This is a genomic window from Pseudooceanicola profundi, assembly GCF_050897955.1.
Taxonomy (GTDB): domain Bacteria; phylum Pseudomonadota; class Alphaproteobacteria; order Rhodobacterales; family Rhodobacteraceae; genus Pseudooceanicola.
In genome coordinates this window covers 2,289,356-2,316,030 of sequence record NZ_JBPAXZ010000001.1, presented here as the reverse complement: position 1 = coordinate 2,316,030, position 26,675 = coordinate 2,289,356, and the positions used below count along the sequence as shown (strand labels likewise).

Sequence of the window (26,675 nt, the reverse complement as noted above, 5' to 3'; positions counted from 1 at the left end):
GGGCAGACGCATATAGACCGTCAACCAAAGGAGCGATGCATGGCAGAGAGCGATTTTCCCGGCTGGCACGGCACCACGATCATCGGTGTGCGCAAGGGCGGACAGGTTGTGGTGGCAGGTGATGGCCAGGTCTCCCTGGGCCAGACGGTCATCAAGGGCACGGCCCGCAAGGTGCGGCGGCTGTCGCCCGGCGGCTATGACGTGGTCTGTGGATTTGCCGGATCGACGGCGGATGCCTTTACCCTGCTGGAACGGCTTGAGGCCAAGCTGGAGGCGACGCCCGGCCAGTTGCAGCGCGCCAGCGTGGAGCTGGCGAAGGACTGGCGGACCGACAAGTACCTGCAAAAGCTGGAGGCGATGCTGATCGTGACCGACGGCACCGATCTGCTGATCATCACCGGCGCGGGTGACGTGCTGGAACCGGAGCATGGCATTGCCGCAATCGGGTCGGGCGGGAATTACGCCCTGGCCGCGGCGCGCGCCATGATGGACAGCGACAAGTCGGCGGAGGAGGTCGCGCGGCAGGCCATGGGCATCGCCGCCGACATCTGCGTCTACACCAACGGAAATCTGACCGTCGAAACCATTGGCGGCTGAGGAACACATATGACCGACCTGACCCCCCGCGAAATCGTTTCGGAACTGGACCGGTTCATCATCGGCCAGAAGGATGCCAAGCGCGCCGTGGCTGTGGCGCTGCGGTCGCGCTGGCGGCGGCGGCAGCTGGATGCCGATCTGCGCGACGAGGTGTTTCCGAAGAACATCCTGATGATCGGGCCGACCGGCGTCGGCAAGACAGAGATCTCGCGCCGTCTGGCCAAGCTGGCCCGCGCACCCTTCATCAAGGTGGAGGCGACGAAATTCACCGAGGTCGGCTATGTCGGGCGGGATGTGGAGCAGATCATCCGCGATCTGATGGACAGCGCCATTGCCATGGTACGGGAGCATATGCGCGAGGATGTGCGCGCCGCTGCACTGAAGCTGGCGGAAGACCGGGTGATCGAGGCGGTTGCCGGCAAGGATGCACGCGATGGCACGCGGGAGATGTTCCGCAAGAAGCTGCGCAACGGGGAACTGGATGATACGGAGATCGAGCTGGATGTTGCCGATACCTCCAACCCTCTGGGGATGATGGATATTCCGGGACAACCCGGCAGCCAGATGGGGATGATGAACCTTGGCGATATCTTCGGAAAGGCTTTTGGCGGGCGGACCGTGCGCAAACGGATGACGGTGGCGGAGAGCTATGAGCTGCTGCTGTCGGAAGAGGCGGACAAGCTGCTGGACGACGAGACCGTGAACAAGGCCGCGCTGGAGGCGGTGGAGGAGAACGGGATCGTCTTCCTCGACGAGATCGACAAGGTCTGTGCGCGGTCCGATGCGCGGGGCGGCGATGTCTCCCGCGAGGGGGTGCAGCGCGATCTGCTGCCGCTGATCGAAGGCACGACGGTGTCGACGAAATACGGGCCGGTGAAGACCGATCATATCCTCTTCATCGCCTCGGGCGCGTTCCACGTGGCGAAACCCTCCGATCTGCTGCCCGAACTTCAGGGGCGTCTGCCGATCCGGGTGGAACTGCGGTCGCTGACGGAGGCGGATTTTGTCGCTATCCTGACGGAGACGGACAATGCGCTGACCCGGCAGTACACCGCGCTGATGAAGACCGAAGGGGTGGAGGTCAGCTTTACCGAGGACGGGATCGCGGCGCTGGCCAAGCTGGCCGCAGAGGTGAATCAGTCGGTGGAAAATATCGGCGCGCGGCGGCTTTATACGATCATGGAGCGGGTGTTCGAAGAACTGTCCTTCCATGCGCCGGATCGTGCCGGAGAGGTCGTGTCGGTGGACCGGGCGTTTGTCGACGAGAATGTCGGCAAGCTGGCAGCCTCTGCCGATCTGAGCCGTTACGTGCTCTGACTGGTAACGCAGGCGGGAATCGGGGATGGTCGCGACAACCTGTTACGATCCGGTCCGATGCCCCGCCTGTTTCTGTTCCTTCTGATCATTTTCACTGCCGGATGCGGCAATCCGGCGGTTGTTCATTACCGGCCGGAGGTCGCCGGCATCGGCTCCGAACGGGATATTCTTGTCGTGACGGACCGGGCGCGGTCCGCCGACGGGTTCCTGGACGGGCATAGATCGGAAAAGCTGCGTTATCTGAATGTTTCCGTCTCTGTTCCGCCTGAAAGAGAGCCGGGATCGCTGAATTTCGGACCGCGTGCGGCCAACCCCAAGACCGATTTCATGCTGACTGCGGAAACCGCACTGGGTGAGCGCGCCCAGTTCCGGCAGGCGCTACGTCAGCGGCTGTCCGCCCTGCCCCGGTCACAGCGGGAGGTGGTGATCTTTGTTCACGGCTACAACACCAGCTTTGGGTGGAGCGTCGTGCGGCTGGCGCAGCTGAGCGAGGATTTTCAGCTGCCCGGCGTGTCCATCGCCTATTCCTGGCCCAGCGCTGCGCATCCGCTGGGATATACGCATGACAGGGATTCCGCGCTGTTTTCCCGCGACGGGCTGGAGAGCCTGCTGCGCGATGTGTTTGCCAGCAATGCAGAGAATGTGCTGCTGGTCGGACATTCCATGGGCGGGCTTCTGGTGATGGAGACGGTCCGGCAGATGGACCTTGTCGATCCCGGGCTGCTGCAACGGGAACTGGACGGGCTGGTGCTGATCTCGCCTGATATCGACATCAACCTGTTCCGGGCGCAGGCGCGGCGGATCACAGCGCTGCCCCAGCCTTTCGCGATCCTTGTGTCGCAGCGGGACCCGGCTTTGCGACTGTCCTCGCGGGTGAACGGTCGGTCCGAACGTCTGGGAATCGTGTCTAACCTTGAGGAACTCGGCGATATTCCGGTGACGGTTGTGGATATGACCGCCTTTTCCGGTACCGCCCGGGACAATCATTTTGCGATCGGGACATCCTCTGCGCTGATCTCTTTGTTGTCCAAAGGGGCGGCGCTGAACCGGAGCTTTGCGCAGGGACAGTCCGATCCGCTTGCGGGGACGGTGATCACTGTGCGTAAAGCGACGCGGATGATCCTGTCGCCGGGGCTTGTGACCTACTGATCACAACCGGCGCAGATAGACGTAATAGGCGCCGCCGCCGCCGTGCCGGTTGTGCGCCGGGGTCACCTGAAGCACCAGCTGCGCCAGCGGCGGAACAGTCAGCCAGTGGGGCACCTGATGGCGCAGCACGCCCTGACGAACAGGAATGGGGCCGCCTTCGTCCCGGTCCTTGCCTTTGCCGGTAATCACAAGGACCAGCCGCCGCCCCTCGCGCGCCGACCGGAGGATAAATCCGGTCAGTTCGGGATGGGCCCGGTCCATGGTCATACCGTGCAAATCCAGACGTGCCTCGGGTTTCAGCTTGCCGCGCGTCATGCGGGTATGGGTCTTGCGATCCATGTGGACCGGCGCATTGTGCAGCTGGTCGGCGACGGATGACATAAATGCATGTCCAGGCCCGTCCCCCCTGCCCGTCTGGCCGATACGAAACTGCGGCAACGGTTTTGCCGGTTTCGGTTTCGGCTCCGGTTTGACGGGGCGTTTGCGGTCGGCTGGCGGTGGCGGTTTCGCGAGGCTCAGCCGCTCCGCCGAGCCTGCCACCTTTTTCCAGAGCTCGATTTCCTCCGGTTTCAGCCGGCGGGTCACAGATTTTCCTCCGGCAACATGGCATAGGCGCGCTGGATGGGCATCAGCACCACCATGCGGCCGGGGTCGCGCATACGGCCGGCTTCGCGCCCGGCGCTGTCTCCTGTTCCGACAAAGACATCCGCCCGTTGCGCGCCTTTGATGGCAGAGCCGGTATCCTGTGCAATCATCAGCCGGTTCATCGGGGTCGCGCCGGCCTTTTCAATCCAGACGGGCGAGCCGAGCGGCGTGACGGCGGGATCAACCGCGATGCTCCGCCCGGCGGTGATAGACCGGTTCATCGCCCCGAGCGGGCCAAGTTCTGCCGGAACAGAGCCTATTTCACGAAAGAAAACGAAGGACGGGTTGTGACGCAGCAGCTCTGCCCCATCGACAGGATTTCGCCGCACCCAGTTCTTGATCACCTGGGCGGAAACCTGATGCGGTTGATAGGTGCCGCGGCGGACCAGCTCCTGCCCGATGGATCGGTATTCGTGGCCGTTCTTGCCGCCGTAGCCCACCCGCACGACAGAGCCATCCTGCATCCTGATGCGGCCTGAGCCCTGAATTTGCAGAAAAAACAGTTCCACCGGGTCGTCGACCCAGGCGATTTCGAGCCCACGGTTCTGGAGGATACCCGACTGCTCGATCTCCCTCCGGGACAGCCAGGTGCCGCTGGCTTCGGGCGGCATGCGGTACACCGGGTATCTGAAGCGGGCGGTCGGAAAGGCAGAGCCTGAGAGTTCAGGTTCGAAATACCCTGTGAAAAGAGCCGGGCTGCCGTCTTCGATCAAGACCGGGGTGAAAAACAGTTCAAAAAACGTCCGGGCGTTTTTCTGTGTTCGGGCAAGCGCACAGATCGATCCCCAATCCGGAGAGTCGAGATCGCCGCAGGTGTTGAGGAAGGTCTGCAGCGCCGCGCCGTGATCGTCGGACTCCCATCCGTCGAGATCCGAGAAATCGAGGATTTTGAACGTCAGATCCGCAGCAAGCCCTGCACCCGGCAGAGTCAACGCGGCTAGCAATGTGGCCAGCCGCGCCAGTCTCATTCGCCTGTCGCGACCAGTTGCCAGTTCGGATCGTCGCTGCCCATGATCCGGGCAAAGGTCCAAACGTCCCGCTGGGTCTTGATCGCGTTCGGATCACCTTCGGCCAGGTTGCCGTCACGATCGTAAACCGCGTTCTTAAGCTGACCGACGAAGCGAACAGTCAGCTCTGCCTCAGAGCTTTCGTCAATTTCGGCATCGACCAGCTGCAGCTCTTTGACACCAACAAATTCAGCGTCGATTTTCAGGCCCTTCGCCTCTCTCTCATTCACGACCAGAGCGAAACTTTCGTAAACCTCTGCGCTGAGGAACGGCTTGATCTCTTCCAGATCGCCCCGCTCAAAGCTCATGAGGATCATCTCATAAGCCCCGCGGGCGCCGGAGAGGAACTCACCAACCGAGAAGGACGGTTCCAGCCGTTTCATCTGGGCGAGGGCATTCGCCGCCGGGCTGTCCGCCGGGACGTGGTCGATGATATCGGGATCCGGACCGCCTTCAATCACCTCAAAATCAGTCTGGCGACGTTGCGCGGGTTCCGGAGTTTTGACCTGTGGTTTCTCATACCCGTCCCGCGTGCCAAGCACGGATCGCAATCTGAGGATGAGGAAAACGGCGATTCCTGCGAGTACAAGAAGCTGAAGCAATGGCGAATTCATTTCGGTCCTTCGGCCCTGAGCCATGGAAGACGATACAGTTGCTTCCTATGTAGGTGACGGGTGCGGACAAGTCTACCGCACCGCCCAATTGAGAAAGGAGAGCTGTCATGTGGCTGCTTCTGGCTTTCGTGGCCATCCCGATGATCGAAATTGCGCTTTTCATTCAGGTGGGGGGCGTCATGGGGCTGGGCTGGACGCTGGCTGTTGTGCTGGGAACGGCGCTGCTGGGCACCTGGCTGGTGCGGACGCAGGGCGCAATGGCGATGAACAATATCCGGCGGAGTTTTTCCGAATTGTCTGATCCGGCAGAACCACTGGCCGAGGCTGCCATGATTTTGGTGGCCGGCGTGCTGCTTGTGACGCCCGGGTTCTTTACCGATGCGGTTGGCTTTGCGCTTCTCACGCCGCCGCTGCGCCGCGCCGCATTCAGATGGCTGAAGCGGAATGTGAATGTTCAGAGCGTGTCCTTTGGCGCCTCCTCCGGCCCAACCCGTCCGCGTGGCCCCGGGACGGAACGCGGGACAGAGGATGTGATCGACGGGACCTATCATGAGGTCGATCCGCCCAAACGTCCGACGCATCACCCCTCTGGCTGGACCCGGCACTGAGACGGCAGGACCGCAGCGCCATTGAGGCGCGCGGTCAATCCTGCTAGATGCCAGTGCGATTGACGATCCTTTGGAGAGAATTATGGCCGAAACCGAAAATGGTGCCGCAGCCCAGCAGGCGCCGGAAGTGAAGCTGAACATCCTGTCGCAATTCGTCCGCGACATGTCTTTCGAAAATATCCTTGCGCGCAAGCCTGCTGCGGCGAATGTCCAGCCTGACGTGAAGGTGCAGGTCGCGCTGGATGCGAAAAAGCGGGACACGGAACATCAGTACGACGTGACGATGAAGCTGACGGTCAAATCGGTTGCCAAGGGCACCGATGACGCGCTGTTCCTGCTGGAGCTGGAATATTCCGGCATCTTCAACATCGAAGGCGTTGCCGAAGACCAGCTGCATCCCTTCCTTCTGATCGAATGCCCGCGGCTTCTGTTCCCGTTTGTCCGCCGGATCGTGTCCGATGTGACCCGTGACGGTGGCTTCCCGCCGCTCAACCTCGAAAACATCGATTTCGTGGCTCTGTACCGGCAAGAGCTGCAGCGGCGCATGCAGACGCAGAACGCGCCTCAGGCCTGATACTTTCTCCAGACCGCGTCGTCGCCCAGTTTTGCCACAAATTCGGCATGGGCGGCGGCCTCTTCTTCCGTAACGCGCGGGGGAAGCGCCGTCTGACGCGGTTGGGGGCGCCATGCGTCACCCGCGTCGGATGCGGAGCTGTCGTTCTCGGTGGCGAGGGTAAAATCCGGTTGCCGGCCGCCCACCAGTTCCAGATAGACCTCGGCCAGAATTTCACTGTCGAGCAGCGCGCCGTGCAGCGTACGCGATGAATTGTCGATCCCGAACCGCCGGCAGAGCGCATCCAGCGACGCCGGGGAGCCCGGAAACCGCTGTCGTGCGATCAGCAGCGTGTCGATGGCCTGATCCATGGGAAGCTGACGCAGGTTCAACCAGCCCAGTTCTGCGTTCAGGAATTTCATGTCAAAGCTGGCGTTATGGATCACAAGCTTTGCATCGCCGACGAAATCGAGAAAACCCTGTGCGATCTGGGCGAATTTCGGTTTGTCGCGCAGGAAGTCGTCGCCAAGGCCATGCACCTCGAAGGCTTCCTGAGGCATCGACCGTTCCGGGTTGATATAGACGTGATAGGTCTTTCCGGTGGGAACGTGGTTGTGCAGCTCGACCGCACCGATCTCTACGATGCGGTCGCCCTGGAAGGGGTCGAAGCCGGTTGTTTCCGTATCGAGGACAATCTCACGCATTTTCGATCTTCTCCCTGATTTCGGCAACAATCGCCCGCACCTGGGCGCGGGCATGGTCGAGAGTATCGGTGATGATCACCCGATCTGCCAGAGCGCGTTTCTGGTCATCGGGCATCTGTTTGGCTTTGATCATTTCGAATTGCTCTTCCGTCATCGTGCCGCGTGCCAGGACCCGTTCGCGCTGCAATTCGGGCGGAACAGAGACGCAAACGGTCAGATCGACCATCTTGTGACCGCTTCCTTCAAAAAGGAGCGGGATGTCGAGGACGATGATGGCCGCCTCCGTCTGGTCGATGAACGCCTGACGGTCCTGGGCGACCAGCGGGTGAACGATCGTCTCGATCTGGCGCAGGGCACCGGGATCCTGCGCAATCGCGGTTTTCAGCGCGTCGCGGGAGACGGCATCGTCGATCACGGCGGCGGGGAAGGCGGTGCGAAAGGGCTCCACCGCCGCGCCACCCTTGGAATAAAGCCGGTGCACGGCCGCGTCCGCATCCCAGACAGCGCAACCTTCCTCAGCAAACATCTTGGCCGTGGTGGATTTGCCCATGCCGATGGAGCCGGTGAGGCCGATGAGATAGGTCATGAAAGAATGGTCCTGCGCAGGGCCTCGGTGACTTCGGGTCTTTGGCCGAACCAGCGTTCGAAACCGGGCACGGCCTGGTGCAGCAGCATGCCCAGGCCATCGACAGTTTTGCACCCGCGAGCGCTGGCTTCCCTCAATAGGCGGGTTTCGAGCGGGGTGTAGACAATATCGGTGACCAACTGACCGGAGTGAAGGCCATCGAGGTCGAGCGTCAGTTCGGTTTTGCCAGCCATGCCGAGGGAGGTCGTGTTGATCACGGTATGGGCGGCGTGTAGATGTGTCGCTATTCCAGCCCAATCGACGGGAATAACACGGGCGCCGAAGTGATCCGCCAGCGCCTCTGCCTTGTCGCGGCTGCGGTTGGCGAGCCAGATTTCCGGGGCGCCGGCCTCCAGCATGGCGTGAATCACGGCGCGGGCCGCACCGCCTGCGCCAAGGATGAGCGCGGGACCAGCGGCAGCGGACCATTCGGGGGCGGATTGGAGGAGGTTTTCGATAAAGCCGTAGCCGTCGGTATTGTCAGCATGGATACGGCCATCCCGGAATGTCACCGTGTTCGCGGCGCCGATCTGGCGGGCGCGGTCTGTGACGTCATCCGCAATCCCGATCAGGGCAGTCTTGTGTGGGATCGTGACGTTGGCGCCGACAAAACCAAGTTTAGGGAGCGACCTCAGAACCTCTTCGAAATCACCCGGATCAACATGCAGCGGGACGTAGTGGCCGGGCAGGCGGTAGGTGTCGAGCCAGTGACGGAACAGCAGCGGCGATTTGGAATGCGCAACCGGAGCGCCGATCACGCCAGCCAGGGGAATGCGGGGGAGTTCTGTCACGTTGCGATCACTCCGCGCGTTTCGAGATAGGCAAGAAGTGGCAGCAGCGGCAGGCCAAGGATGGAGAAGTGATCCCCGTCGACACGGGAGAAAAGGCGCGGCCCTTCCTTTTCGATCATGTAGCCGCCGACGCTGTGGCTGACCTCGGGCCAGTTCCGGTCAAGATATGTCTCTATATAGGCTGAACTCAGCGTTTTCATCGTCAGCCGCGCCTCACCGACAAAGCGCCAGATGGGCCGGGTTTCATGAAAGATCACGGCAGCGGAGAAGAGCTTGTGGGTCTTACCGGACATGGCGGAAAGCTGCGCGGCCAGCTCTTCGCGCGTTTCGGGCTTGGACAGAAGCTGACCGTCGAGGTCGAGCACCTGATCGCAGCCCAAAACGAAATGCTCCGGCTCCTTCATCCCGACACGCTGCGCCTTGGCCTCTGCCAGGGCATCGGCAATATCGCGGGGGCGGTGACCTTCGGCGAGTAGCGATTGCTTGATCGCCGCCTCATCTACCGGGGCCGTCCGCACCCGGAAGGGCACGGCAGAACCGGTCAGAAGTTCAGCCCGGATGGCGGAACCAGAGGCAAGGATCAGGTCAGGCATGTGGACAAAGCCGGGGAAAATCTCTGGTGAACATTCAGGATGGTTACTGAAGAATTAACAGGTCTGAGGCAAGGGGGCCGAAGTTATCCCGGTTCTCCCGAGTCCTTCAGGTCGTCATACCCCTGCGAGTAAGGATAACTGTCCTATCTGGAATTCTTGCATGATCCCAGAAGTGACCCAAGTTTTCATCCCAAGCCTGTCAACTTGCGATGTAACGGTCCAACTATCTGCGATTATTGTGAAATCTGACATGTATGCAGTACAGCCCTCAGCCCCTGCACAGGTTCATCCACAGATCAGATCGTTTGTGGGGAAGTGTGTTGAGACCCGGATAATCCACAGAAATCCGCAAGCCTACAAATAACTACAATCTTTTCTTCTTATTTATTTCTTATTAGGGAAGCCTGTCAGAACGAGGCGCCCATGTTCGATCTCTTCTCAGATACGCTGAGTGGTCTGTATCCCTGGACCAAATCACTGCACATCATGGCGGTGATTTCCTGGATGGCGGGTCTGTTTTACCTTCCCAGGCTTTTCGTACATCACGTCGAACAGGCTGATAACGCGCAGACCGAAGAAATGTTCCGGATGATGGAGCGAAAACTTTTCAAGCTGATCATGAACCCCGCGAGCATTGCGACCTGGGTCTTTGGTATCCTGCTTGTGTTAACGCCCGGTATCGTCGACTGGAGCGCCGTCTGGCCCTGGACGAAGACCCTGGGCGTGATTGCCATGACCTGGTTCCATCACTGGCTGGGATGGCGCCTGAAGGACCTGGCGGCGGGTACGAACAAGGTCACTGGGCGCCAGTACCGGATGATGAACGAGCTACCGACGTTGCTGATGATCCTCATTGTGCTGTCGGTTGTGGTGAAATTCTGAAGCCGGATTGACTTGGCGGGCTGTGGTCCCTAGATACCCGGCCCAAGCCACCCGTCCGGGTGTGACGATTCCCGAAGAAATATAGACCGCGTGCCCGAGGGCCGGTCGTCGGAGTATTCCATGAGCAATGAACGTCTCAACCTGTCCGACCTGAAGGCGAAGAGCCCGAAGGATCTGCTTGCGATGGCAGAGGAGCTGGAGATCGAGAACGCCTCGACCATGCGGAAGGGCGAGATGATGTTCCAGATCCTGCGCGAACGCGCGGATGAAGACTGGGAGATCGGCGGCGACGGCGTGCTGGAAGTGCTGCAGGACGGCTTTGGCTTCCTGCGCTCGCCGGAGGCCAACTACCTGCCGGGTCCGGATGACATCTATGTTTCGCCCGACATGATCCGCCAGTATTCGCTGCGGACCGGCGATACGGTCGAGGGGCTGATGGTGCAGCCCGACGAGAACGAGCGCTATTTCGCGCTGACCACGGTGAGCTCCATCAACTTCGAGGACCCGGAGAAGGCGCGCCACAAGGTGTCCTTTGACAACCTCACGCCGCTCTATCCGGACCAGCGTCTGAAGATGGAGATCGAGGACCCGACGATCAAGGATCGTTCCGCCCGGATCATCGATCTGGTGGCGCCGATCGGGAAGGGGCAGCGGTCGCTGATCACGGCGCCGCCGCGGACCGGTAAGACGGTGCTGCTGCAGAACATCGCCAAGTCGATCGAGACCAACCATCCCGAGTGCTACCTGATCGTTCTTCTGATTGACGAACGTCCGGAAGAAGTGACGGATATGCAGCGGACGGTGAAGGGGGAGGTGATTTCCTCCACCTTTGACGAGCCGGCGACGCGCCACGTGGCCGTGTCCGAGATGGTGATCGAGAAGGCCAAGCGCCTTGTGGAACATAAACGAGATGTTGTGATCCTTCTCGACTCGATCACAAGACTTGGTCGTGCCTTCAACACTGTGGTGCCGAGCTCTGGTAAAGTGCTTACGGGTGGTGTTGATGCGAATGCTCTGCAGCGACCGAAGCGGTTCTTCGGGGCGGCGCGGAACATCGAAGAGGGTGGATCGCTGACCATTATCGCTACCGCGCTGATCGATACCGGATCGCGGATGGACGAGGTCATCTTCGAAGAATTTAAAGGTACGGGTAACTCCGAGATCGTGCTGGATCGGAAAGTGGCGGACAAGCGCGTCTATCCGGCGATGGATATCCTGAAGTCCGGCACCCGGAAGGAAGACCTTCTGACCGACAAGATCGACCTGCAGAAGACCTTTGTGCTGCGGCGTATTCTGAACCCGATGGGGACGACGGATGCGATCGAATTCCTGATCTCGAAGCTGAAGCAGACGAAGACAAATTCCGAGTTTTTCGAATCTATGAACGGCTGACCTCCGGGTTGGCTGTGGGGCCTCGGGAGGGGCGCTGATGGATACGATCTTTGCGCAGGCCACGGCGCCCGGGAAAGCGGGCGTCGCTATTGTGCGTTTGTCGGGCCCTTTGGCCTGGCAGGCGGTGGCGCAGCTGTGCGGTTCGGTCCCGGAACCTCGGCAGGCTGGGTTGCGGGTGCTGCGGTGGGATGGGGTGGTGCTGGACGAAGCGCTCGTTCTGACCTTTGCGGAGAAGGCGAGTTTCACCGGGGAGAAGGTGGCGGAGTTTCAGACGCATGGGTCGACGGCGGTTGTCGCCTCTCTGCTGCGGGCGCTGTCCGAGATGGAGGGGCTGCGCGCGGCGGAGGCCGGGGAGTTTACCCGACGGGCGCTGGAGAATGGGCAGCTCGACCTGGCGCAGGTCGAAGGCTTGGCCGATCTGATCGAGGCGGAGACGGAGGTGCAGCGGCGTCAGGCGCAGCGCGTCCTGTCCGGCGATCTGGGGAGGCGGGCGGAAGACTGGCGGCGCGATCTGATCCGGGCGGCGGCCCTGATCGAGGCGACGATCGATTTTGCGGATGAAGACGTGCCGGTGGATGTGTCGCCCGAGGTGACGGAACTGCTGGAACGTGTTCGCGACAGCCTGTCTCATGAGGTTATGGGTGTGGGCTTCGCGGAGCGTATTCGTGACGGCTTCGAGGTTGCGATTATCGGGGCGCCAAATGTCGGCAAGTCGACTTTGCTGAATGCTCTGGTGGGGCGCGATGCGGCGATTACCTCGGATGTGGCCGGAACCACGCGCGACGTTATCGAGGTTCGGATGGATCTGGGTGGCTTGGCCGTGACGGTGCTGGATACGGCGGGACTACGGGAGACATCGGACGTTGTCGAAGCGATCGGTGTGCAACGCGCTCGGGACCGGGCGACAGCCGCGGATATGCGCGTGTTTCTGATTGCCCCGGGGGATGTGCCTGAGATGGCGCCTCTGAAAGGCGATATCGTTTTGCAGGCCAAGGCGGATATTCTTGGGGACGTGCCTGGCAGTATTTCCGGGAAGACCGGTTTTGGGGTGGATCAGCTTTTACGAGATATCCAGACGCGTCTATCGGATTTGGCCGGACAGTCCGGGCTGGCTACGCGAGAACGCCACCGCATTGCCATGCAGCGCGCGGGGGAGGGGTTGGAGGCGGCGCTTCGACTTGTATCCCTGGGATCGGAGCATGCAGAGCTGGCGGCCGAGGAGCTTCGGACGGCTGTTCGCGCGCTCGATTCTCTGGTAGGACGCGTGGATGTAGAAATGTTGCTGGATGATATTTTCTCAAGCTTTTGCATTGGGAAGTAGGAGTGTTTCACGTGAAACAATTCGATTTCGATGTAGTCGTGGTGGGCGGTGGCCATGCAGGATGTGACGCTGCTGCGGCGGCTGCGAGGATGGGCGCTCGGACAGTACTTTTAACGTTGCGGCGCGACGGCATTGGCGTGATGTCCTGCAACCCCGCGATTGGCGGTTTGGGGAAGGGTCACCTTGTGCGAGAGGTTGACGCCCTGGATGGCGTGATGGGCCGCATTGCGGATAAGGCCGGTATCCAGTTCCGGCTTTTGAACCGACGTAAGGGGCCAGCGGTGCAGGGGCCGCGCGCACAGGCAGATCGGAAAATTTATCGAACCGAAATGCTGGCCGAGATGGCCGGGACGGAGAACCTGACGATTGTGGAAGGCGAAGCGGTCGACCTGCGTATGCAGGGCGACCGCGTCGCGGGTGTGGTGCTTGAAGATGGAACCGTGATCGCCGCGCGTTCCGTTGTTTTGACCACCGGGACGTTCCTGCGCGGGGTCATTCACATCGGGGATCAATCCCGGCCCGGTGGCCGCATCGGGGATCGTCCCTCCGTCAAACTGGTTGAACGAATGGATAGTTTCGATCTTCCGCTTGGGCGGCTGAAGACTGGCACGCCGCCGCGGCTGGATGGCCGGACAATCAACTGGGAAATACTTGAGGCGCAGCCCGGCGATAGTGAGCCGGTGCTGTTTTCCTTCATGTCCCGGGGTGTCAGCGCGAAACAGATATCCTGCGGGATCACACATACGAACCAGAAAACGCATGATATCATCCAGTCCAACCTGCAGAAATCCGCCATGTATGGAGGACATATTGAGGGGATTGGCCCGAGATACTGTCCCTCTATAGAGGATAAGGTTGTCCGGTTTGCGGATAAGACCTCGCATCAGATTTTTCTGGAGCCTGAGGGGCTGGATGATCATACGATTTATCCGAATGGGATTTCGACATCTCTGCCGGAATCTGTTCAGCACGACTACGTCCGCACAATCCGCGGGCTGGAGGAGGCAAAAATTCTCCAGCCCGGTTATGCGATTGAATATGATTACGTAGACCCCCGGGCGCTTGATCTTCGACTGTCAGTCAAATCTGTTCCCGGGCTGTTTCTCGCGGGCCAGATTAACGGCACAACCGGATATGAGGAAGCAGCGGCGCAGGGACTTGTTGCAGGTGCAAATGCGGCCAGCGAGGCCTTGGGCCGTGAGCCGGCGATATTCAGTCGTCGTAGTTCGTACATTGGAGTGATGATCGACGATCTGACGACGCGGGGGGTCACGGAGCCCTATCGAATGTTCACGTCCCGCGCTGAATTTCGCCTCTCGCTACGTGCCGACAATGCGGATCAAAGGCTAACGCCGTTTGGATTGGCTGTCGGTCTGGTCAAAGCGGAGCGAGGAAAAGCGTTTCAGCACAAAATGGAAAAGATCGAGCGCGGTCGGGAGGTTCTCGAAGCCAAGACCTTTACCCCGAAGGAGCTGGTCGGAAAAATTCACCTCAGCCAGGACGGGGCGCGCCGGAATGGGTATGAGCTTCTGGCCATTCCCGGTGTCGACTTTGAGGTGATTGAGTCTCTGGATCCGACCTTTGCCAATTTTGATGCTGATGTACGCGCTCAATTAGAGCGGGATGCGACCTATGCCAGCTATATCGTTCGGCAGGAACGTGATGCCGAGGTGGTAAAGCGTGATGAGGCGCATGTCATTCCTCCGAATTTCGATTATGCGTCCATGGATGGCCTGTCCAATGAGCTGAGAAAAAAGCTGTCGGTGCTCCGCCCGTCAAATATAGCACAGGCGTCTACTGTGGAGGGGATGACTCCCGCCGCGCTGACTTTGCTTCTGGCGCGTGTGCGTCGGGTCATGAAGGACAAGTCGGCATGATCCTGAGTGCTGACGAATTTTCGGATGTTTCACGTGAAACATTGGAAAGGCTCACGCTATATCAGGACCTGCTTTTAAAGTGGAATACGAAGATCAACCTGGTGGCAAAGTCTACCTTGGCGAATGCGGTCCAGCGCCACTTTCAGGATTCCGCTCAGATTTTTGACCTGTGCCCAGACCGCGCGGTGTCCTGGGTTGATCTGGGAAGCGGCGGCGGCTTTCCCGGGCTGGTCGTTGCGATCCTTGCGGCGGAGCAAAGGCCGGATGTCATGGTAAGCCTTGTTGAGTCCGACCAGAGGAAAAGCGCCTTCCTGCGTAGTGTGATACGCGAAACCGGCGTGTCGGCAACGGTGATAACCAGCAGGATCGAGGAGCTGGAGCCTCAGGCGGCCGACGTTATCTCGGCCCGTGCGCTGGCTGATCTGGATACGTTGCTTGGTTATGTCGCGCTGCATGGGGCGCCGGCCGTAACGGGGGTCTTTCTGAAGGGAAGGCAATGGTCGAGCGAGGTCGCCAAAGCAAAAGAACGCTGGCGCTTCCAGGTCGATATACGTCAGAGTAAAACAGAACAAGAGGCAGTGGTTTTGGCTTTCAGGAATATAGAGCATGTCTGATCTCATCAGGGTACATGAGCCCAAGATCGTCGCTGTGGCGAACCAGAAGGGCGGCGTAGGTAAGACAACGACGACAATCAATCTTGCCGCTGCGTTGTCCGAGCTTGGGTGGAAGATCCTCATTATCGATCTGGATCCGCAGGGCAATGCGTCCACCGGATTGGGGATCGATATTGAGGCGCGGGAAAACACGACCTATGAGCTGATCCTGGATGACGCGATGCTGCAGGACGTGATCCTTCCGACGGAGTTCGAAAACATCTCGATTGTGCCGTCGACGGTCGACCTGAGCTCTGCCGATATCGAGCTGATCGCAAATGAAAAGCGCAGCTTTCTGCTTCACGACGCGCTGAGGCAGCCTGCGATGGAACAATATGCGTTCGACTTTGTCCTGATCGATTGCCCTCCGTCGCTTAACCTTTTGACGGTCAACGCCATGGTCGCCGCGCATTCCGTTCTGGTCCCGTTGCAAACCGAGTTTTTCGCCCTGGAAGGTCTGTCGCAGCTGATGCTGACAATTCGCGAGGTGCGTCAGTCCGCGAATTCCAAGCTGCGGATCGAGGGAGTTGTGCTGACCATGTTCGACGCGCGGAACAACCTGTCGCAACAGGTTGAGGCAGATGCGCGAGAGAATCTTGGCGATATCGTGTTTCGAACCCGCATTCCCCGGAATGTCCGGGTCAGCGAAGCACCGTCCTATGCGATGCCTGTGCTGGAATTCGACAGCCAGTCAAAAGGCGCGCTGGCATATCGGGAGCTGGCAAAAGAGTTTCTGATGAACAACGAAATGACGAAAGGGTAGGGGCATGTCAAAAGGTCCAAAAGGCAGGGGATTGGGGCGCGGGCTTTCTGCGCTTATGGCGGATGTTGATGATAGCGGGCGAAACGATGGGTTTGAGGCCGGCGGGGCCCCTCGACGCGCCGACACTCTGGTGCCGATCGAGCAGATTTTCCCCAATCCAGATCAGCCGCGGCGGAGCTTTACTCAGGATCAGCTTGAAGAGCTGGCGCGCTCCATTAAGGAAAAGGGCATTATTCAGCCGCTGATTGTCCGCGAACGCAATGAAGGGTACGAGATCGTTGCCGGCGAACGGCGGTGGCGGGCAGCGCAGATTGCTCAGCTGCATGAAATTCCTGTTCTTGTGCGCGAATTTGATGACACCGAAGTGCTGGAAGTCGCGATCATTGAGAATATTCAGCGCGCGGATCTAAATGCGATCGAAGAGGCCGCGGGCTACCGTCAGCTGATGGACCGGTTTGGTCATACGCAGGAAAAGTTGGCTGAAGCCTTGGGAAAGAGCCGGAGCCACATCGCGAACCTGCTTCGATTGCTGAACCTGCCCGAAGATGTCCAGGATATGCTGAAGGATGGCCGGCTTTCTGCCGGTCATGCGCGTACATTGGTTACAGCGGAGAATGCGTCTGATCTGGCGGCGCGGATTGTGCGGGATGGGCTTTCGGTTCGTGAAACTGAAAAGCTGCTGAAGAAGCCGGATGCGGAGCCAAAGGCGAAGTCGCCTAGCCCGAATTCGGACAAAGACGCGGATACCAAGGCATTGGAGGGTGATCTCTCTGCGAGTCTTCGGATGAAAGTTTCCGTTAATCATATAGCGGGAACGGAAGGCGGTACGTTGACGATCCGGTACGAAACGCTTGAGGATCTGGATGATCTCTGCCGTCTGCTCAGCGCGGGGCGGTAGGTCGGGTCCAGATAAAGATCATCACGCAGGACAGCGTGATGATCTGAACGGCGATGAGCTTTATCGCCAGGCCAAGAATAACTGTGATAAGCAGAACGGCCACGCATCCCAGCGTGGCCATTTTCTTTCCGCGCGTCGAAATTGCGCCGTGCGTGCGCCAGTCCTGAATGGGGGGTCCAAAGGTCGGATGGGCGAGCATCCAGTCGTGCATGCGTTCAGACGACCGGGCAAAGCAGAAGGCGGCAAGGATCATGAAGGGTACGGTCGGGACGAGTGGCAGGACAATACCAGCCAATCCGCAGATCAGGCTCAGCCCGCCCAAGATCAGCCAGAGAAGTCGCATCCGTCACTCCAACAATGCGCCGATAACCGAGTTGAGCACCATCCGGCCGTCCCGCGTTGCGCGCAGGCGTGTGCCGGAGAGCTCTGTCATACCTATCTCATTTAGGTTGGAAATGGATGAAGGGGAGAGGGGGCGGCCGGAAAGCGCTTCGTATCTGGTGAGGTCGATGCCTTCCGCCAGGCGCATTCCCATGAGGAGGAATTCGGTGATCTCTTCGTCCTGCGAAAGGGATTCACGTGACGCGTCGCCATTGCCGGCGAGGGCGGCGGAAAGCCAGGCATTGGGCATACGGATCGCTTCGGTTGCGGTTCGCCGATGGTTCAGCGTGATCCGGCCATGAGCGCCGGGACCAATACCGATATAGTCTCCGTACCGCCAATAGAGACTATTGTGACGGGACTCTGCGCCCGGTTTGGCGTGGTTTGAGACCTCGTAGGTCAGGTAACCGGCTTTCTCTGTGACCTCCTGCGTGATGTCGTACATCTCTGCGGCGTCGTCGTCATTGGGAAGGCCGCGCAGCTTGCCGATATTGTAGCGGTCACCAAAGGCTGTGCCCTGTTCGATGGTCAGCTGGTAGAGGGAGATGTGGTCGATCGCGTAGCTCAGGGCGCGGGTCAGTTCCTGTCGCCAGTCCTGGGGGGTCTGATCCTGGCGCGCATAAATCATATCGAAACTGACCCGGTCGAACGTATCCCGGGCGATATCGAAGGCGCGCAGGGCTTCGTCGACCGTGTGAATACGGCCAAGGCGCTGCAGATCACGGTCATTGAGTGCTTGAAGACCCATGGAGACGCGGGTGACGCCTGCGCTCCGATAGTCTCTAAACCGGCTGGATTCGATAGATCCGGGGTTGGCTTCAAGCGTGATTTCAGGGTCGTTGGCGCGGGGCCAGAGCGTGTTGATCCGGTCTATGATGTCCGCGACGACCTCCGGCTCCATCAGGCTGGGGGTGCCACCGCCGAAAAAGACAGACGACACGACCCGGCCGGGGGTTTCAGCTGCGTTGCGGTCCAGTTCGGAGAGATAGGCGGCGAGCCACTGTTTCTGGTCGATCTGCCGGGAAACATGCGAGTTGAAGTCGCAATAGGGGCATTTGGCCTGGCAGAAGGGCCAGTGGATATAGACCCCGAATCCGCCGTTTTCCCAGTCGTCAGGCAAAACAGCCCTGCACGAGTTTGCGGAAAGCGTCGGCGCGATGGGTGAGGGGCGCTTTTTCTTCCGGGGTCATCTCGCCGAAGGTCTGGCTGTGGCCGTCCGGCAGGAACACCGGGTCGAAGCCAAAGCCATTCTCGCCGCGCATCGGCCAGACCACCTGACCGTCGACGCGCCCGGCAAAGACCTCATCATGGCCGTCGGGCCAGGCGAGGACGAGCGTGCAGTGAAAGGCGGCGGTGCGGGGGGTGGGTGCGGCCTTCTCCTCCAGCAGGGTCCACACCTTGGTCATGGCCATAGGGAAGTCGCGGCCATTGGGCGTTTCGGCCCAGTCGGCAGTGTAGACGCCCGGCGCGCCGTCAAGCGCATCCACCGTGATACCGCTATCATCTGACAGGGCAGGCAGGCCGGTGGCCTTGGCGGCGTAATGCGCCTTGATCCGGGCATTGCCGACAAAGGTGCTTTCCGTCTCTTCCGGCTCGTCCAGCCCGTGATCGGCGGCATTGGTCACCGTGATCCCGAAGGGGCGGAGCAGCTCCGCGATTTCGCGCAGCTTGCCCTTGTTGTGGCTGGCGATGACCAGCTCCGTGCCGTCGAACTTGCGGACAGGATCAGGCACAGGATCAGGCACAGGCGGCCTTCTGGATTTCGACCAGCTCCTTCACGCCCTTGTCGGCGAGGTCCATCAGCTGGTTCATCTGGTCGCGGGAGAAGGTGGAGCCTTCAGCGGACATCTGAACCTCGATCAGTTTGCCGGAGCCGGTCATGATGAAATTGCCGTCGACGCCGGCCTCGGAGTCCTCGGGATAGTCGAGGTCGAGAACGGGCTGGCCGGCGTAGATGCCGCAGGAGACGGCAGCGACCGGATCCACCAGCGGATCAGTCACTATTACGCCTGCTTTCATCAATTTGTTCACCGCAAGACGCAGCGCAACCCAGCCCCCGGTGATGGAGGCGCAGCGGGTGCCGCCATCGGCCTGGATCACGTCACAGTCGATGCTGATCTGGCGTTCGCCCATGGCAACCCGGTCGACGCCCGCCCGGAGGGAGCGACCGATCAGGCGCTGGATTTCCACGGTCCGGCCGCCCTGCTTGCCCGAAGCCGCCTCGCGCCGCATGCGGGAGGAGGTGGAGCGCGGCAGCATGCCATATTCCGCCGTCACCCAGCCGAGGCCAGAGCCCTTGATGAAGGGCGGCACGCGCTCTTCGATCGTGGCGGTGCAGATGACATGGGTGTCGCCTACCTTGATCAGGCAGGAACCCTCTGCATGTTTCGTGATCCCGGTTTCGATTGAAACCGCGCGCATTTCGCTTAAATTTCGTCCTGATGGTCGCATGTGGCCCTCTTTTCGTTGCCGTGGGGATAGTCCCGTGTCGGTGCGGAAGGCAAGAGGCGTCTAGATTGGGTCCGGCGTGCCTTCCGACCGGGCCGATGTTGAGAATGAACGAGACGACAAAGATCCTCAATGAGTTGAACGACCGGTCGCGGGAAGTGTTCCGGCGGGTGGTCGAAGGCTATCTGTCAACCGGGGAGCCGGTGGGCTCGCGGACGCTGACGCGGACGATGAGCGAGAAGGTGTCGGCCGCAACGATTCGCAATGTGATGCAGGACTTGGAATACTTCGGGCTGCTGGGGTCGCCGCATGTGTCGGCCGGGCGGGTGCCGACGCAGCAGGGGCTGCGGATGTTTGTCGACGGCTTGCTCGAGGTGGGCGATCTGGGGTCGGCCGACCGGGCGATGCTGGATGCGACCGTAGGCGACAGTAGTTCGGATGTGTCGGGCCTGCTGGACCGGATCGGGTCGGCATTGTCGGGGGCGACGCAGGGCGCCTCACTGGTGCTGGCGCCGAAACACGAGGCGCCGATCAAGCATATCGAATTTGTCGGGCTGGGGCATGACCGGGCGCTGGTGGTGCTGGTCTTTGCCGATGGCCATGTGGAGAACCGGATTTTCACCCCGCCCGCCGGGCAGACGCCATCGTCGATGCGGGAGGCGGCGAATTTCCTCAACGCGCTGGCGGAGGGGCGGACGCTGAGCGAACTGACCCGCGTGATGAAGGCCGAGGTTGCGACGCGGCGGCAGGAGATCGACAGCCTGGCCCGCGATCTGATCGATTCGGGCTGGGCTGAATGGAACAATGAGGGGTCGCGCTACGAGCGGCTGATCGTCCGGGGACGGGCCAATCTGCTGGGCGAAGACGCGGCGGAAGAGGATTTGGAACGCATACGGTCGCTCTTTGACGATCTGGAGCGGAAGCGGGATATTGCCGAATTTCTGGAACTGACCGAAGAGGGTGAAGGGGTCCGCATTTTTATTGGCTCTGAAAACAAACTTTTTTCACTTTCGGGTTCCTCTCTGGTGGTCTCTCCATATATGAACGCGGATCGAAAGATCATCGGTGCCGTGGGGGTCATCGGACCCACGCGGCTCAACTACGGGCGCATCGTGCCGATCGTGGATTACACGGCGCAGCTTGTGGGGCGGATGATCTCGGACCGGAGTTAGAGGTGGAACATGGCGAACCCTGAGAACGACGATTTCCTCGATGATGTGGAAGCGGCCGAAGCCGAAGCCTATGCCGAGGAGATGGACGAGCTGGACGACGAGGCGGTCGAGATCGACGCGTTGCGGGCGGAGCGGGATTCTCTGAAAGACAAATGGATGCGCGCGATGGCGGATGCCGAGAATGCGCGCAAACGGGCCGACAAGCAGCGGCGCGAGGCGGAGCTTTATGGTGGCGCGAAACTGGCGCGCGACCTGCTGCCGGTCTACGATAATATGAAGCGCGCGTTGGAAGCGGCGGGCGAGCGGACCGAAGAGACCGCGGCGCTGCTGGAAGGTGTGGAGCTGACCATGCGGGAGCTGGTGAACACGCTCAAGAAGCACGGAATCGAGCCTGTCACGCCGGAAGTGGGCGATAAATTCGACCCGAACCTGCATGAGGCGATGTTCGAGGCGCCGGTGCCGGGGACCAAGGCTGGCGAGATCATTCAGGTTTCGGCCGAAGGGTTCATGCTGGGCGAGCGGCTGCTGCGACCGGCGCAGGTTGGCGTGTCGTCGATGCCGGCCAACTGACGGCGATGGGTGCAAGCACCCATCCTACGGGTGTTGCGCCAATTTGCCTTCGGCGAGAGTATTTCGGGAAAGATGAAGAGGGGGCGTGGCGCTATTGGCGCTGCGCCTCTTTCAATTTGTAGAGGGTTTCGAGCGCTTCGCGCGGGGAGAGGTCGTCGGGGTTGATCGTTTCCAGCAGGTCGAGGGCTGGGGATTTTTCCGGTTTGGGGGGCGGCGCGGGCGCGGCGGCAGCGGCGAAGAGGGGCAGGTCGTCGATCACGGCCTTGGGTTTGTGCGCGCCTTCGCGGTCGCCTTTTTCGAGGGCGTTGAGGACTTCGCGGGCGCGGGCGACCACGGCGTCGGGCAGGCCGGCGAGGCGGGCGACCTGCACGCCATAGCTGCGGTCGGCAGCGCCACGGATGACCTCATGCAGGAAGATCACGTCGCCATCGTGTTCGCGCACGGCGACGGTGGCGTTTTCGACGCCTTTGAGCTTTCCGGCAAGGGCCGTCATCTCGTGGTAATGGGTGGCGAAGAGGGCGCGGCTCCGGTTGACCTCATGCAGATGTTCGAGCGTGGCCCAGGCGATGGAGAGGCCGTCATAGGTGGCAGTGCCGCGGCCGATCTCGTCCAGGATAACAAGGGCGCGGTCGTCGGCCTGGTTCAGGATCGCAGCGGTTTCGACCATTTCGACCATGAAGGTGGAGCGGCCCCGGGCGAGGTCGTCGGAGGCGCCGACGCGGGAGAAGAGCTGGGAGACGAGGCCGATCTCGGCGGCATCGGCGGGGACATGGCTGCCGATCTGGGCAAGCAGGACGATCAGCGCGGTCTGGCGCAGGAAGGTCGATTTACCGGCCATGTTCGGGCCGGTCAGCAGCCAGATCGAGGAAGGCTCGCCCGAGAGGTCGGTGTCATTGGCGATGAAGGGGGCGCCGTCACGTCTGAGCGACTGTTCGACAACCGGGTGGCGGCCATTGGTGATGTTGAGGCAGCGGCTGTCGTCGACTTTCGGGCGGCACCAGTTTTCGGCGGTCGAGAGATCGGCGAGCGCGGTGGCGAGGTCGAGCTCCGACAGGGCGCGGGCGGTGTCGGTCAGGTCGGTGACATGGTCGAGAATGGCAGCTTTCAGGCTGTCATAGAGCCGCTTTTCGATGTCGAGCGCGCGGCCACCGGCATTGAGGATGCGCGTCTCCATCTCGCTAAGGTCGGGGGTGGTGAAGCGGAGCTGGTTGGCCGTGGTCTGGCGGTGTTTGAACCGGTCGGAGTGGGGTTCCGACAGCATCTTGTCGGCATGGGTTGCCGTGACTTCGATGAAATAGCCCAGCACGTTGTTATGCTTGATCTTCAGCGCGGAGATCCCGGTTTCCTCGGCATATTGGGTCTGCATTGACGCGATGACACCTCGGCCTTCGTCGCGCAGCTTGCGGGCCTCGTCGAGGTCGCTGTCATAGCCGGGGGCGATGAAACCGCCATCACGGGCGAGGAGCGGCGGTTCGGCGACGAGGGCCTGCTCGAGCAGGGCGAGCAGATCGTCATGGCCGGTCAGGTGGGTGGCGCTTTCGGCGAGGAGTGCGGGCAGGTCGGTCTGCGCGAGGGTTTGGGCGATCTCCTCTGCCTGGGTCAAGCCGTTGCGGATGGCGGCGAGGTCGCGGGGACCGGCGCGGTCGATAGCGAGGCGCGACAGGGCACGGTCGAGGTCCGGCACGCGGCGCAGGGCATCGCGCAGATCGCGGGACATCAGTCTCTGTTCCACCGCGAAATCAACGGCGGCGAGGCGGTCGTGGATCGTGGCGAGGTCGCGGGAGGGGCTGGAGAGGCGGCGTTCCAGCGCACGCGCGCCGCCGGGGGTGACGGTGCGGTCGATGGCCTGGAGCAGGGATCCGGCACGGCCGCCGGAGAGGGCATGGGTCAGTTCCAGATTGCGCCGGGTGGCGGCGTCGATCTGCATGGTCCGCTCGGCCGCCTCCCGCCGGGGTTTGCGCAGGAGCGGCAGTTTGCCCTTCTGGGTGATGTCGAGGTAGTCGACAATGGCGCCCATGACGGAGATCTCCGCCCGGGTGAAGGTGCCGAAGGCGTCCAGCGAGGAGACCTTGAAGAGACGGCAGAGCCGGTCCGCTGCACCGGTGCTGTCGAAGGAGCCGCGCGACAAAGGCGTCAGCGCCGTGCCGAAATCAGAGACTGTTTCGGCGTAATCACGATGCTGATCTTCGGCCATCAGGATTTCGGACGGGGAGAGCCGGGCGAGTTCGGGGCCCAGACGCACCGGCGGCAGGGGTTCCACGTGAAACGCACCGGTGGAGATATCGACCCACGCCAGCGCGCCTTCGTCCCGGACCACGGTAAAGGCGGCGAGGAAATTGTGACGGCGGGCGTCGAGCAGAGATTCCTCGGTAAGAGTGCCGGGCGTGACCAGACGAACGACATCACGTTTGACCACCGATTTATAGCCGCGCTTTTTCGCCTCTTCCGGGCTTTCCATCTGTTCGCCAACGGCGACGCGAAAGCCCTTGCGGATCAGGGTCAGCAGGTAACCTTCGGCGGCATGGACCGGGACGCCGCACATGGCGATATCCTCGCCCAGATGCTTGCCGCGCTTGGTCAGAGCGATATCCAGCGCCTCTGAGGCGGCGACGGCATCGTCGAAGAATAGCTCGTAGAAATCGCCCATCCGGTAGAAGAGCAGGGCGTCCGGATAGCCCGCCTTGATCTCCAGATACTGCGCCATCATGGGCGTGACGGTTTCGGTGCTCAACTCTGCCCCCCGGGTTGATTGGCCCGGACCTTACCGAGCCATGGACTCGGGCGAAAGGCGAAATGGTTGAGCGATGCGCGGCGCTTGTGTAAGACGCCTGAGCCGTCAGGAGGAGAGGCCCCATGTCGAAGTCGAAATCGCGGATCACGCCGGAGGATGCGCTCGCGTTCCATCTGGAGCCGACCCCGGGCAAGTGGGAGGTCACGGCGACCGTGCCGATGACCACACAGCGTGACCTGTCGCTGGCCTATTCCCCCGGTGTGGCCGTGCCCTGTGAGGCGATCCATGAGAACCCGGAAACCGCCTATGACTATACGAACAAGGGCAATCTTGTCGCTGTGATCTCCAACGGGACGGCGGTTCTGGGGCTGGGCAACCTCGGGGCGCTGGCGTCCAAGCCGGTGATGGAGGGCAAGTCCGTGCTCTTCAAACGCTTCGCCGATGTGAATTCGATCGATCTGGAACTGGATACCGAGGATTCGGAGGCCTTCATCAACGCGGTGAAGCTGATGGGCCCGTCCTTTGGTGGCATCAACCTTGAGGATATCAAGGCGCCGGAATGTTTCATCATCGAACAGCGGCTGAAGGAAGAGATGGATATCCCGGTCTTCCATGACGACCAGCACGGCACGGCGGTGATCTGCGCCGCGGGGCTGCTGAACGCGCTGAAGCTGTCGGGTAAGAAGATCGAGGAGTGTAAAATCGTGCTGAACGGCGCCGGCGCGGCCGGGATCGCCTGTATCGAGCTGCTGAAGCGCATGGGTGCGCGGCACGAAAATTGCGTTGTCTGCGATACCAAGGGGGTCATCTACCAGGGTCGGACCGAGGGGATGAACCAGTGGAAGTCGGCCCATGCGATCGCGACTGAGCTGCGGACGCTGGAAGAGGCGATGGAGGGGGCGGATGTCTTCCTCGGCGTGTCGGTCAAGGGGGCGGTGACGCCCGCGATGGTAGCTGCGATGGCCAAGGACCCGGTGATCTTTGCCATGGCGAACCCGGATCCGGAGATCACGCCGGAAGAGGCGCATGAGGTGCGCGAGGATGCAATTGTTGCCACCGGGCGATCAGACTATCCCAATCAGGTCAACAATGTGCTGGGCTTCCCCTATCTTTTCCGCGGGGCGCTCGACATCCATGCGCGTGCGATCAATGACGAAATGAAGATCGCCTGTGCGGAGGCATTGGCCGAACTGGCCCGCGAGGATGTGCCGGATGAGGTGGCCATGGCCTATGGCCGGGCGCTGAGTTTCGGGCGGGATTACATCATTCCGACACCCTTTGATCCGAGACTGATCCACCGGATTCCGCCTGCTGTGGCGCGTGCGGGCATGGAGACGGGTGCGGCGCGGCGTCCGATCATCGACATGGAGGCCTATGAGCTGAGCCTCAAGGCGCGGATGGATCCGACGGCGAATATCCTGCGGTCGATCAACACCCGGGCGCGGAATGCACAGGCGCGGATGATCTTTGCCGAGGGCGACGATGTGCGCGTGCTGCGCGCGGCGGTGCAGTATCAACGCGCCGGGCTGGGCGAGGCGATTGTCGTTGGCCGGGATGCCGATGTCGCCGCCAAGCTGGAAGCGGCGGGCCTGGGGGATGCCGTGGGCGAGCTGACCGTGACCAATGCCGCCAAGACGGAGCATCTGGAAGAGTACAAGACCTTCCTCTACGAACGGCTGCAGCGCAAAGGCTATGACCAGCACGATGTGCACCGTCTGGCCGCGCGGGACCGGCATGTGTTTTCGGCTCTGATGCTGGCGCATGGGCATGGCGATGGGCTGGTCACCGGGGCGACGCGCAAGTCGGCGCATGTGCTGGAGCTGATCAACCATGTCTTTGACGCCGATGCCGCGCATGGCGCGGCGGGCGTGACGGCGGTGATCCACAAGGGGCGGATCGTGCTGATCTCTGACACGCTGGTGCATGAATGGCCGGACGAAGAGGACCTCGCCGATATCGCCGAACGCTGTGCGGAGGTAGCCCGCGATCTGGGGCTGGAGCCGCGCGTGGCCTTCGTCAGCTTCTCTACCTTCGGCTATCCGGTGTCGGAACGGGCAGAGAAGATGCATATCGCACCTAAAGTTCTGGCCGCTCGCGGTGTGGATTTCGAATATGAGGGTGAAATGACGGTGGATGTGGCTCTGAACAGCCGCGCACGGTCGCATTTCCCCTTCGCCAAGCTCACCGATAATGCCAACATCCTCGTGGTGCCGGCACGCCATTCCGCTAGTATTAGTGTCAAACTGATGCAGGAAATGGCGGGGGCGACGGTCATCGGGCCGATCCTGTCGGGCGTCGACAAGCCGATCCAGATCTGTTCGACCGGGTCGACCGTGAACGACATCATGAACATGGCACTGCTGGCCGCGTCGAAGGTGAACTGA

27 protein-coding genes are annotated in these 26,675 nt (G+C 61.2%); 15 read left to right on the top strand and 12 right to left on the bottom strand.

Annotation, left to right across the window (positions count from 1 at the left end; translation table 11 throughout):
* Nucleotides 1–39 precede the first annotated feature (39 nt).
* Genes hslV through ACRARG_RS11610 form a run of 3 tightly spaced genes read left to right on the top strand, consistent with a single transcriptional unit; the run spans nucleotide 40 to nucleotide 3,063 of the window.
* Nucleotides 40–597, top strand: coding sequence for an ATP-dependent protease subunit HslV (gene hslV, locus ACRARG_RS11620; protein ID WP_432690170.1), 558 nt, complete (start codon nucleotides 40–42; stop codon nucleotides 595–597).
* A 9-nt stretch (nucleotides 598–606) separates the two neighbouring features.
* A complete protein-coding gene (gene hslU, locus ACRARG_RS11615; protein ID WP_432690169.1) occupies nucleotides 607–1,914 on the top strand; it encodes an ATP-dependent protease ATPase subunit HslU in 1,308 nt (435 codons plus the stop codon).
* A 57-nt stretch (nucleotides 1,915–1,971) separates the two neighbouring features.
* The gene (locus ACRARG_RS11610) at nucleotides 1,972–3,063 is read left to right on the top strand and encodes an alpha/beta hydrolase (RefSeq protein ID WP_432690168.1); all 1,092 of its coding nucleotides are present in this window, start codon (nucleotides 1,972–1,974) and stop codon (nucleotides 3,061–3,063) included.
* On the opposite strand, the gene ACRARG_RS11605 is transcribed toward ACRARG_RS11610, so the two are convergent.
* From ACRARG_RS11605 to ACRARG_RS11595, 3 genes are read right to left on the bottom strand one after another with little or no spacing between them, the layout of a single operon-like run.
* The gene (locus ACRARG_RS11605; protein ID WP_432690167.1) at nucleotides 3,064–3,648 is read right to left on the bottom strand and encodes a Smr/MutS family protein; all 585 of its coding nucleotides are present in this window, start codon (nucleotides 3,646–3,648) and stop codon (nucleotides 3,064–3,066) included.
* Entirely contained in the window at nucleotides 3,645–4,676 is a 1,032-nt protein-coding gene (mltA, locus tag ACRARG_RS11600; protein WP_432690166.1) for a murein transglycosylase A, read from the bottom strand. Before mltA ends, ACRARG_RS11605 begins: the two co-directional genes overlap by 4 nt.
* On the bottom strand, nucleotides 4,673–5,329 hold the full coding sequence (locus ACRARG_RS11595) for a Tim44/TimA family putative adaptor protein (protein ID WP_432690165.1): 657 nt from the start codon (nucleotides 5,327–5,329) through the stop codon (nucleotides 4,673–4,675). The genes mltA and ACRARG_RS11595 overlap by 4 nt, the downstream gene beginning before the upstream one ends.
* A 107-nt stretch (nucleotides 5,330–5,436) precedes the next feature.
* Between ACRARG_RS11595 and ACRARG_RS11590 the strand changes: the two genes are divergently transcribed.
* Together ACRARG_RS11590 and secB are read left to right on the top strand one after the other, a co-directional pair.
* A complete protein-coding gene (locus ACRARG_RS11590; RefSeq protein ID WP_432690164.1) occupies nucleotides 5,437–5,937 on the top strand; it encodes an FxsA family protein in 501 nt (166 codons plus the stop codon).
* Between the two features lie 82 nt (nucleotides 5,938–6,019).
* Nucleotides 6,020–6,511 carry a protein-export chaperone SecB gene (secB, locus tag ACRARG_RS11585; protein WP_432690163.1) on the top strand — a complete coding sequence of 164 codons (492 nt, stop codon included), beginning with the start codon at nucleotides 6,020–6,022 and terminating at the stop codon, nucleotides 6,509–6,511.
* On the opposite strand, the gene dnaQ is transcribed toward secB, so the two are convergent.
* The 4 genes from dnaQ to ACRARG_RS11565 are packed head-to-tail and all read right to left on the bottom strand — an operon-like array spanning nucleotide 6,502 to nucleotide 9,203.
* Complete coding sequence (gene dnaQ / locus ACRARG_RS11580; protein ID WP_432690162.1) at nucleotides 6,502–7,194, bottom strand: DNA polymerase III subunit epsilon; 693 nt, start codon at nucleotides 7,192–7,194, stop codon at nucleotides 6,502–6,504. The genes secB and dnaQ overlap by 10 nt on opposite strands.
* Entirely contained in the window at nucleotides 7,187–7,780 is a 594-nt protein-coding gene (coaE, locus tag ACRARG_RS11575; RefSeq protein ID WP_432690161.1) for a dephospho-CoA kinase, read from the bottom strand. Before coaE ends, dnaQ begins: the two co-directional genes overlap by 8 nt.
* Nucleotides 7,777–8,610 carry a shikimate dehydrogenase gene (locus ACRARG_RS11570; RefSeq protein ID WP_432690160.1) on the bottom strand — a complete coding sequence of 278 codons (834 nt, stop codon included), beginning with the start codon at nucleotides 8,608–8,610 and terminating at the stop codon, nucleotides 7,777–7,779. The genes coaE and ACRARG_RS11570 overlap by 4 nt, the downstream gene beginning before the upstream one ends.
* Nucleotides 8,607–9,203: a Maf family protein gene (locus ACRARG_RS11565; RefSeq protein WP_432690159.1), complete on the bottom strand. Its 597-nt coding sequence runs from the start codon at nucleotides 9,201–9,203 to the stop codon at nucleotides 8,607–8,609. The genes ACRARG_RS11570 and ACRARG_RS11565 overlap by 4 nt, the downstream gene beginning before the upstream one ends.
* A gap of 423 nt (nucleotides 9,204–9,626) precedes the next feature.
* Between ACRARG_RS11565 and ACRARG_RS11560 the strand changes: the two genes are divergently transcribed.
* From ACRARG_RS11560 to ACRARG_RS11530, 7 genes are all read left to right on the top strand, one after another.
* Nucleotides 9,627–10,085: a CopD family protein gene (locus tag ACRARG_RS11560; RefSeq protein ID WP_432690158.1), complete on the top strand. Its 459-nt coding sequence runs from the start codon at nucleotides 9,627–9,629 to the stop codon at nucleotides 10,083–10,085.
* 120 nt (nucleotides 10,086–10,205) lie between these two features.
* Complete coding sequence (gene rho / locus ACRARG_RS11555) at nucleotides 10,206–11,477, top strand: transcription termination factor Rho (protein WP_432690157.1); 1,272 nt, start codon at nucleotides 10,206–10,208, stop codon at nucleotides 11,475–11,477.
* 37 nt (nucleotides 11,478–11,514) lie between these two features.
* Nucleotides 11,515–12,798 (top strand): tRNA uridine-5-carboxymethylaminomethyl(34) synthesis GTPase MnmE, encoded by a 1,284-nt coding sequence (mnmE, locus tag ACRARG_RS11550; RefSeq protein WP_432690156.1) that lies wholly within the window; start codon nucleotides 11,515–11,517, stop codon nucleotides 12,796–12,798.
* 11 nt (nucleotides 12,799–12,809) lie between these two features.
* The gene (mnmG, locus tag ACRARG_RS11545) at nucleotides 12,810–14,675 is read left to right on the top strand and encodes a tRNA uridine-5-carboxymethylaminomethyl(34) synthesis enzyme MnmG (RefSeq protein ID WP_432690155.1); all 1,866 of its coding nucleotides are present in this window, start codon (nucleotides 12,810–12,812) and stop codon (nucleotides 14,673–14,675) included.
* Nucleotides 14,672–15,289, top strand: coding sequence for a 16S rRNA (guanine(527)-N(7))-methyltransferase RsmG (gene rsmG / locus ACRARG_RS11540; RefSeq protein ID WP_432690154.1), 618 nt, complete (start codon nucleotides 14,672–14,674; stop codon nucleotides 15,287–15,289). Before mnmG ends, rsmG begins: the two co-directional genes overlap by 4 nt.
* A complete protein-coding gene (locus ACRARG_RS11535) occupies nucleotides 15,282–16,091 on the top strand; it encodes a ParA family protein (protein ID WP_432690153.1) in 810 nt (269 codons plus the stop codon). Before rsmG ends, ACRARG_RS11535 begins: the two co-directional genes overlap by 8 nt.
* 4 nt (nucleotides 16,092–16,095) lie before the next feature.
* Nucleotides 16,096–16,989, top strand: a complete 894-nt coding sequence (locus tag ACRARG_RS11530) for a ParB/RepB/Spo0J family partition protein (RefSeq protein WP_432690152.1) — start codon at nucleotides 16,096–16,098, stop codon at nucleotides 16,987–16,989.
* Here ACRARG_RS11530 and ACRARG_RS11525 read toward each other — a convergent pair.
* Genes ACRARG_RS11525 through rph form a run of 4 tightly spaced genes read right to left on the bottom strand, consistent with a single transcriptional unit; the run spans nucleotide 16,973 to nucleotide 19,821 of the window.
* Nucleotides 16,973–17,332 (bottom strand): YbaN family protein, encoded by a 360-nt coding sequence (locus tag ACRARG_RS11525; protein ID WP_432690151.1) that lies wholly within the window; start codon nucleotides 17,330–17,332, stop codon nucleotides 16,973–16,975. The two genes, ACRARG_RS11530 and ACRARG_RS11525, sit on opposite strands and share 17 nt — an antisense overlap.
* 3 nt (nucleotides 17,333–17,335) lie before the next feature.
* Nucleotides 17,336–18,490, bottom strand: a complete 1,155-nt coding sequence (gene hemW, locus ACRARG_RS11520; RefSeq protein ID WP_432690150.1) for a radical SAM family heme chaperone HemW — start codon at nucleotides 18,488–18,490, stop codon at nucleotides 17,336–17,338.
* The gene (gene rdgB / locus ACRARG_RS11515) at nucleotides 18,483–19,103 is read right to left on the bottom strand and encodes an RdgB/HAM1 family non-canonical purine NTP pyrophosphatase (RefSeq protein ID WP_432690149.1); all 621 of its coding nucleotides are present in this window, start codon (nucleotides 19,101–19,103) and stop codon (nucleotides 18,483–18,485) included. Before rdgB ends, hemW begins: the two co-directional genes overlap by 8 nt.
* A gap of 4 nt (nucleotides 19,104–19,107) precedes the next feature.
* Nucleotides 19,108–19,821, bottom strand: coding sequence for a ribonuclease PH (gene rph, locus ACRARG_RS11510; RefSeq protein WP_432690148.1), 714 nt, complete (start codon nucleotides 19,819–19,821; stop codon nucleotides 19,108–19,110).
* Between the two features lie 104 nt (nucleotides 19,822–19,925).
* Here rph and hrcA point away from each other — a divergent pair, with 104 nt between their 5' ends.
* The gene (gene hrcA, locus ACRARG_RS11505; protein ID WP_432690147.1) at nucleotides 19,926–20,990 is read left to right on the top strand and encodes a heat-inducible transcriptional repressor HrcA; all 1,065 of its coding nucleotides are present in this window, start codon (nucleotides 19,926–19,928) and stop codon (nucleotides 20,988–20,990) included.
* 9 nt (nucleotides 20,991–20,999) lie between these two features.
* Nucleotides 21,000–21,560 carry a nucleotide exchange factor GrpE gene (locus ACRARG_RS11500; RefSeq protein ID WP_432690146.1) on the top strand — a complete coding sequence of 187 codons (561 nt, stop codon included), beginning with the start codon at nucleotides 21,000–21,002 and terminating at the stop codon, nucleotides 21,558–21,560.
* 91 nt (nucleotides 21,561–21,651) lie between these two features.
* On the opposite strand, the gene mutS is transcribed toward ACRARG_RS11500, so the two are convergent.
* Nucleotides 21,652–24,267 carry a DNA mismatch repair protein MutS gene (gene mutS, locus ACRARG_RS11495; protein ID WP_432691364.1) on the bottom strand — a complete coding sequence of 872 codons (2,616 nt, stop codon included), beginning with the start codon at nucleotides 24,265–24,267 and terminating at the stop codon, nucleotides 21,652–21,654.
* A gap of 146 nt (nucleotides 24,268–24,413) precedes the next feature.
* On the opposite strand from mutS, the gene ACRARG_RS11490 reads away from it, so the two are divergent.
* Nucleotides 24,414–26,675, top strand: coding sequence for an NADP-dependent malic enzyme (locus tag ACRARG_RS11490; RefSeq protein WP_432690145.1), 2,262 nt, complete (start codon nucleotides 24,414–24,416; stop codon nucleotides 26,673–26,675).

Bases quoted from the DNA above. Each gene is read 5' to 3' on its own strand.
- hslV (WP_432690170.1), top strand. From the start codon at position 40: ATGGCAGAGAGCGATTTTCCCGGCTGGCACGGCACCACGATCATCGGT.
- hslU (WP_432690169.1), top strand. From the start codon at position 607: ATGACCGACCTGACCCCCCGCGAAATCGTTTCGGAACTGGACCGGTTC.
- ACRARG_RS11610 (WP_432690168.1), top strand. From the start codon at position 1,972: ATGCCCCGCCTGTTTCTGTTCCTTCTGATCATTTTCACTGCCGGATGC.
- mltA (WP_432690166.1), bottom strand. From the start codon at position 4,676: ATGAGACTGGCGCGGCTGGCCACATTGCTAGCCGCGTTGACTCTGCCG.
- ACRARG_RS11595 (WP_432690165.1), bottom strand. From the start codon at position 5,329: ATGAATTCGCCATTGCTTCAGCTTCTTGTACTCGCAGGAATCGCCGTT.
- ACRARG_RS11590 (WP_432690164.1), top strand. From the start codon at position 5,437: ATGTGGCTGCTTCTGGCTTTCGTGGCCATCCCGATGATCGAAATTGCG.
- secB (WP_432690163.1), top strand. From the start codon at position 6,020: ATGGCCGAAACCGAAAATGGTGCCGCAGCCCAGCAGGCGCCGGAAGTG.
- dnaQ (WP_432690162.1), bottom strand. From the start codon at position 7,194: ATGCGTGAGATTGTCCTCGATACGGAAACAACCGGCTTCGACCCCTTC.
- coaE (WP_432690161.1), bottom strand. From the start codon at position 7,780: ATGACCTATCTCATCGGCCTCACCGGCTCCATCGGCATGGGCAAATCC.
- ACRARG_RS11565 (WP_432690159.1), bottom strand. From the start codon at position 9,203: ATGCCTGACCTGATCCTTGCCTCTGGTTCCGCCATCCGGGCTGAACTT.
- ACRARG_RS11560 (WP_432690158.1), top strand. From the start codon at position 9,627: ATGTTCGATCTCTTCTCAGATACGCTGAGTGGTCTGTATCCCTGGACC.
- rho (WP_432690157.1), top strand. From the start codon at position 10,206: ATGAGCAATGAACGTCTCAACCTGTCCGACCTGAAGGCGAAGAGCCCG.
- mnmE (WP_432690156.1), top strand. From the start codon at position 11,515: ATGGATACGATCTTTGCGCAGGCCACGGCGCCCGGGAAAGCGGGCGTC.
- rsmG (WP_432690154.1), top strand. From the start codon at position 14,672: ATGATCCTGAGTGCTGACGAATTTTCGGATGTTTCACGTGAAACATTG.
- ACRARG_RS11535 (WP_432690153.1), top strand. From the start codon at position 15,282: ATGTCTGATCTCATCAGGGTACATGAGCCCAAGATCGTCGCTGTGGCG.
- ACRARG_RS11530 (WP_432690152.1), top strand. From the start codon at position 16,096: ATGTCAAAAGGTCCAAAAGGCAGGGGATTGGGGCGCGGGCTTTCTGCG.
- ACRARG_RS11525 (WP_432690151.1), bottom strand. From the start codon at position 17,332: ATGCGACTTCTCTGGCTGATCTTGGGCGGGCTGAGCCTGATCTGCGGA.
- rph (WP_432690148.1), bottom strand. From the start codon at position 19,821: ATGCGACCATCAGGACGAAATTTAAGCGAAATGCGCGCGGTTTCAATC.
- hrcA (WP_432690147.1), top strand. From the start codon at position 19,926: ATGAACGAGACGACAAAGATCCTCAATGAGTTGAACGACCGGTCGCGG.
- ACRARG_RS11500 (WP_432690146.1), top strand. From the start codon at position 21,000: ATGGCGAACCCTGAGAACGACGATTTCCTCGATGATGTGGAAGCGGCC.
- mutS (WP_432691364.1), bottom strand. From the start codon at position 24,267: ATGATGGCGCAGTATCTGGAGATCAAGGCGGGCTATCCGGACGCCCTG.
- ACRARG_RS11490 (WP_432690145.1), top strand. From the start codon at position 24,414: ATGTCGAAGTCGAAATCGCGGATCACGCCGGAGGATGCGCTCGCGTTC.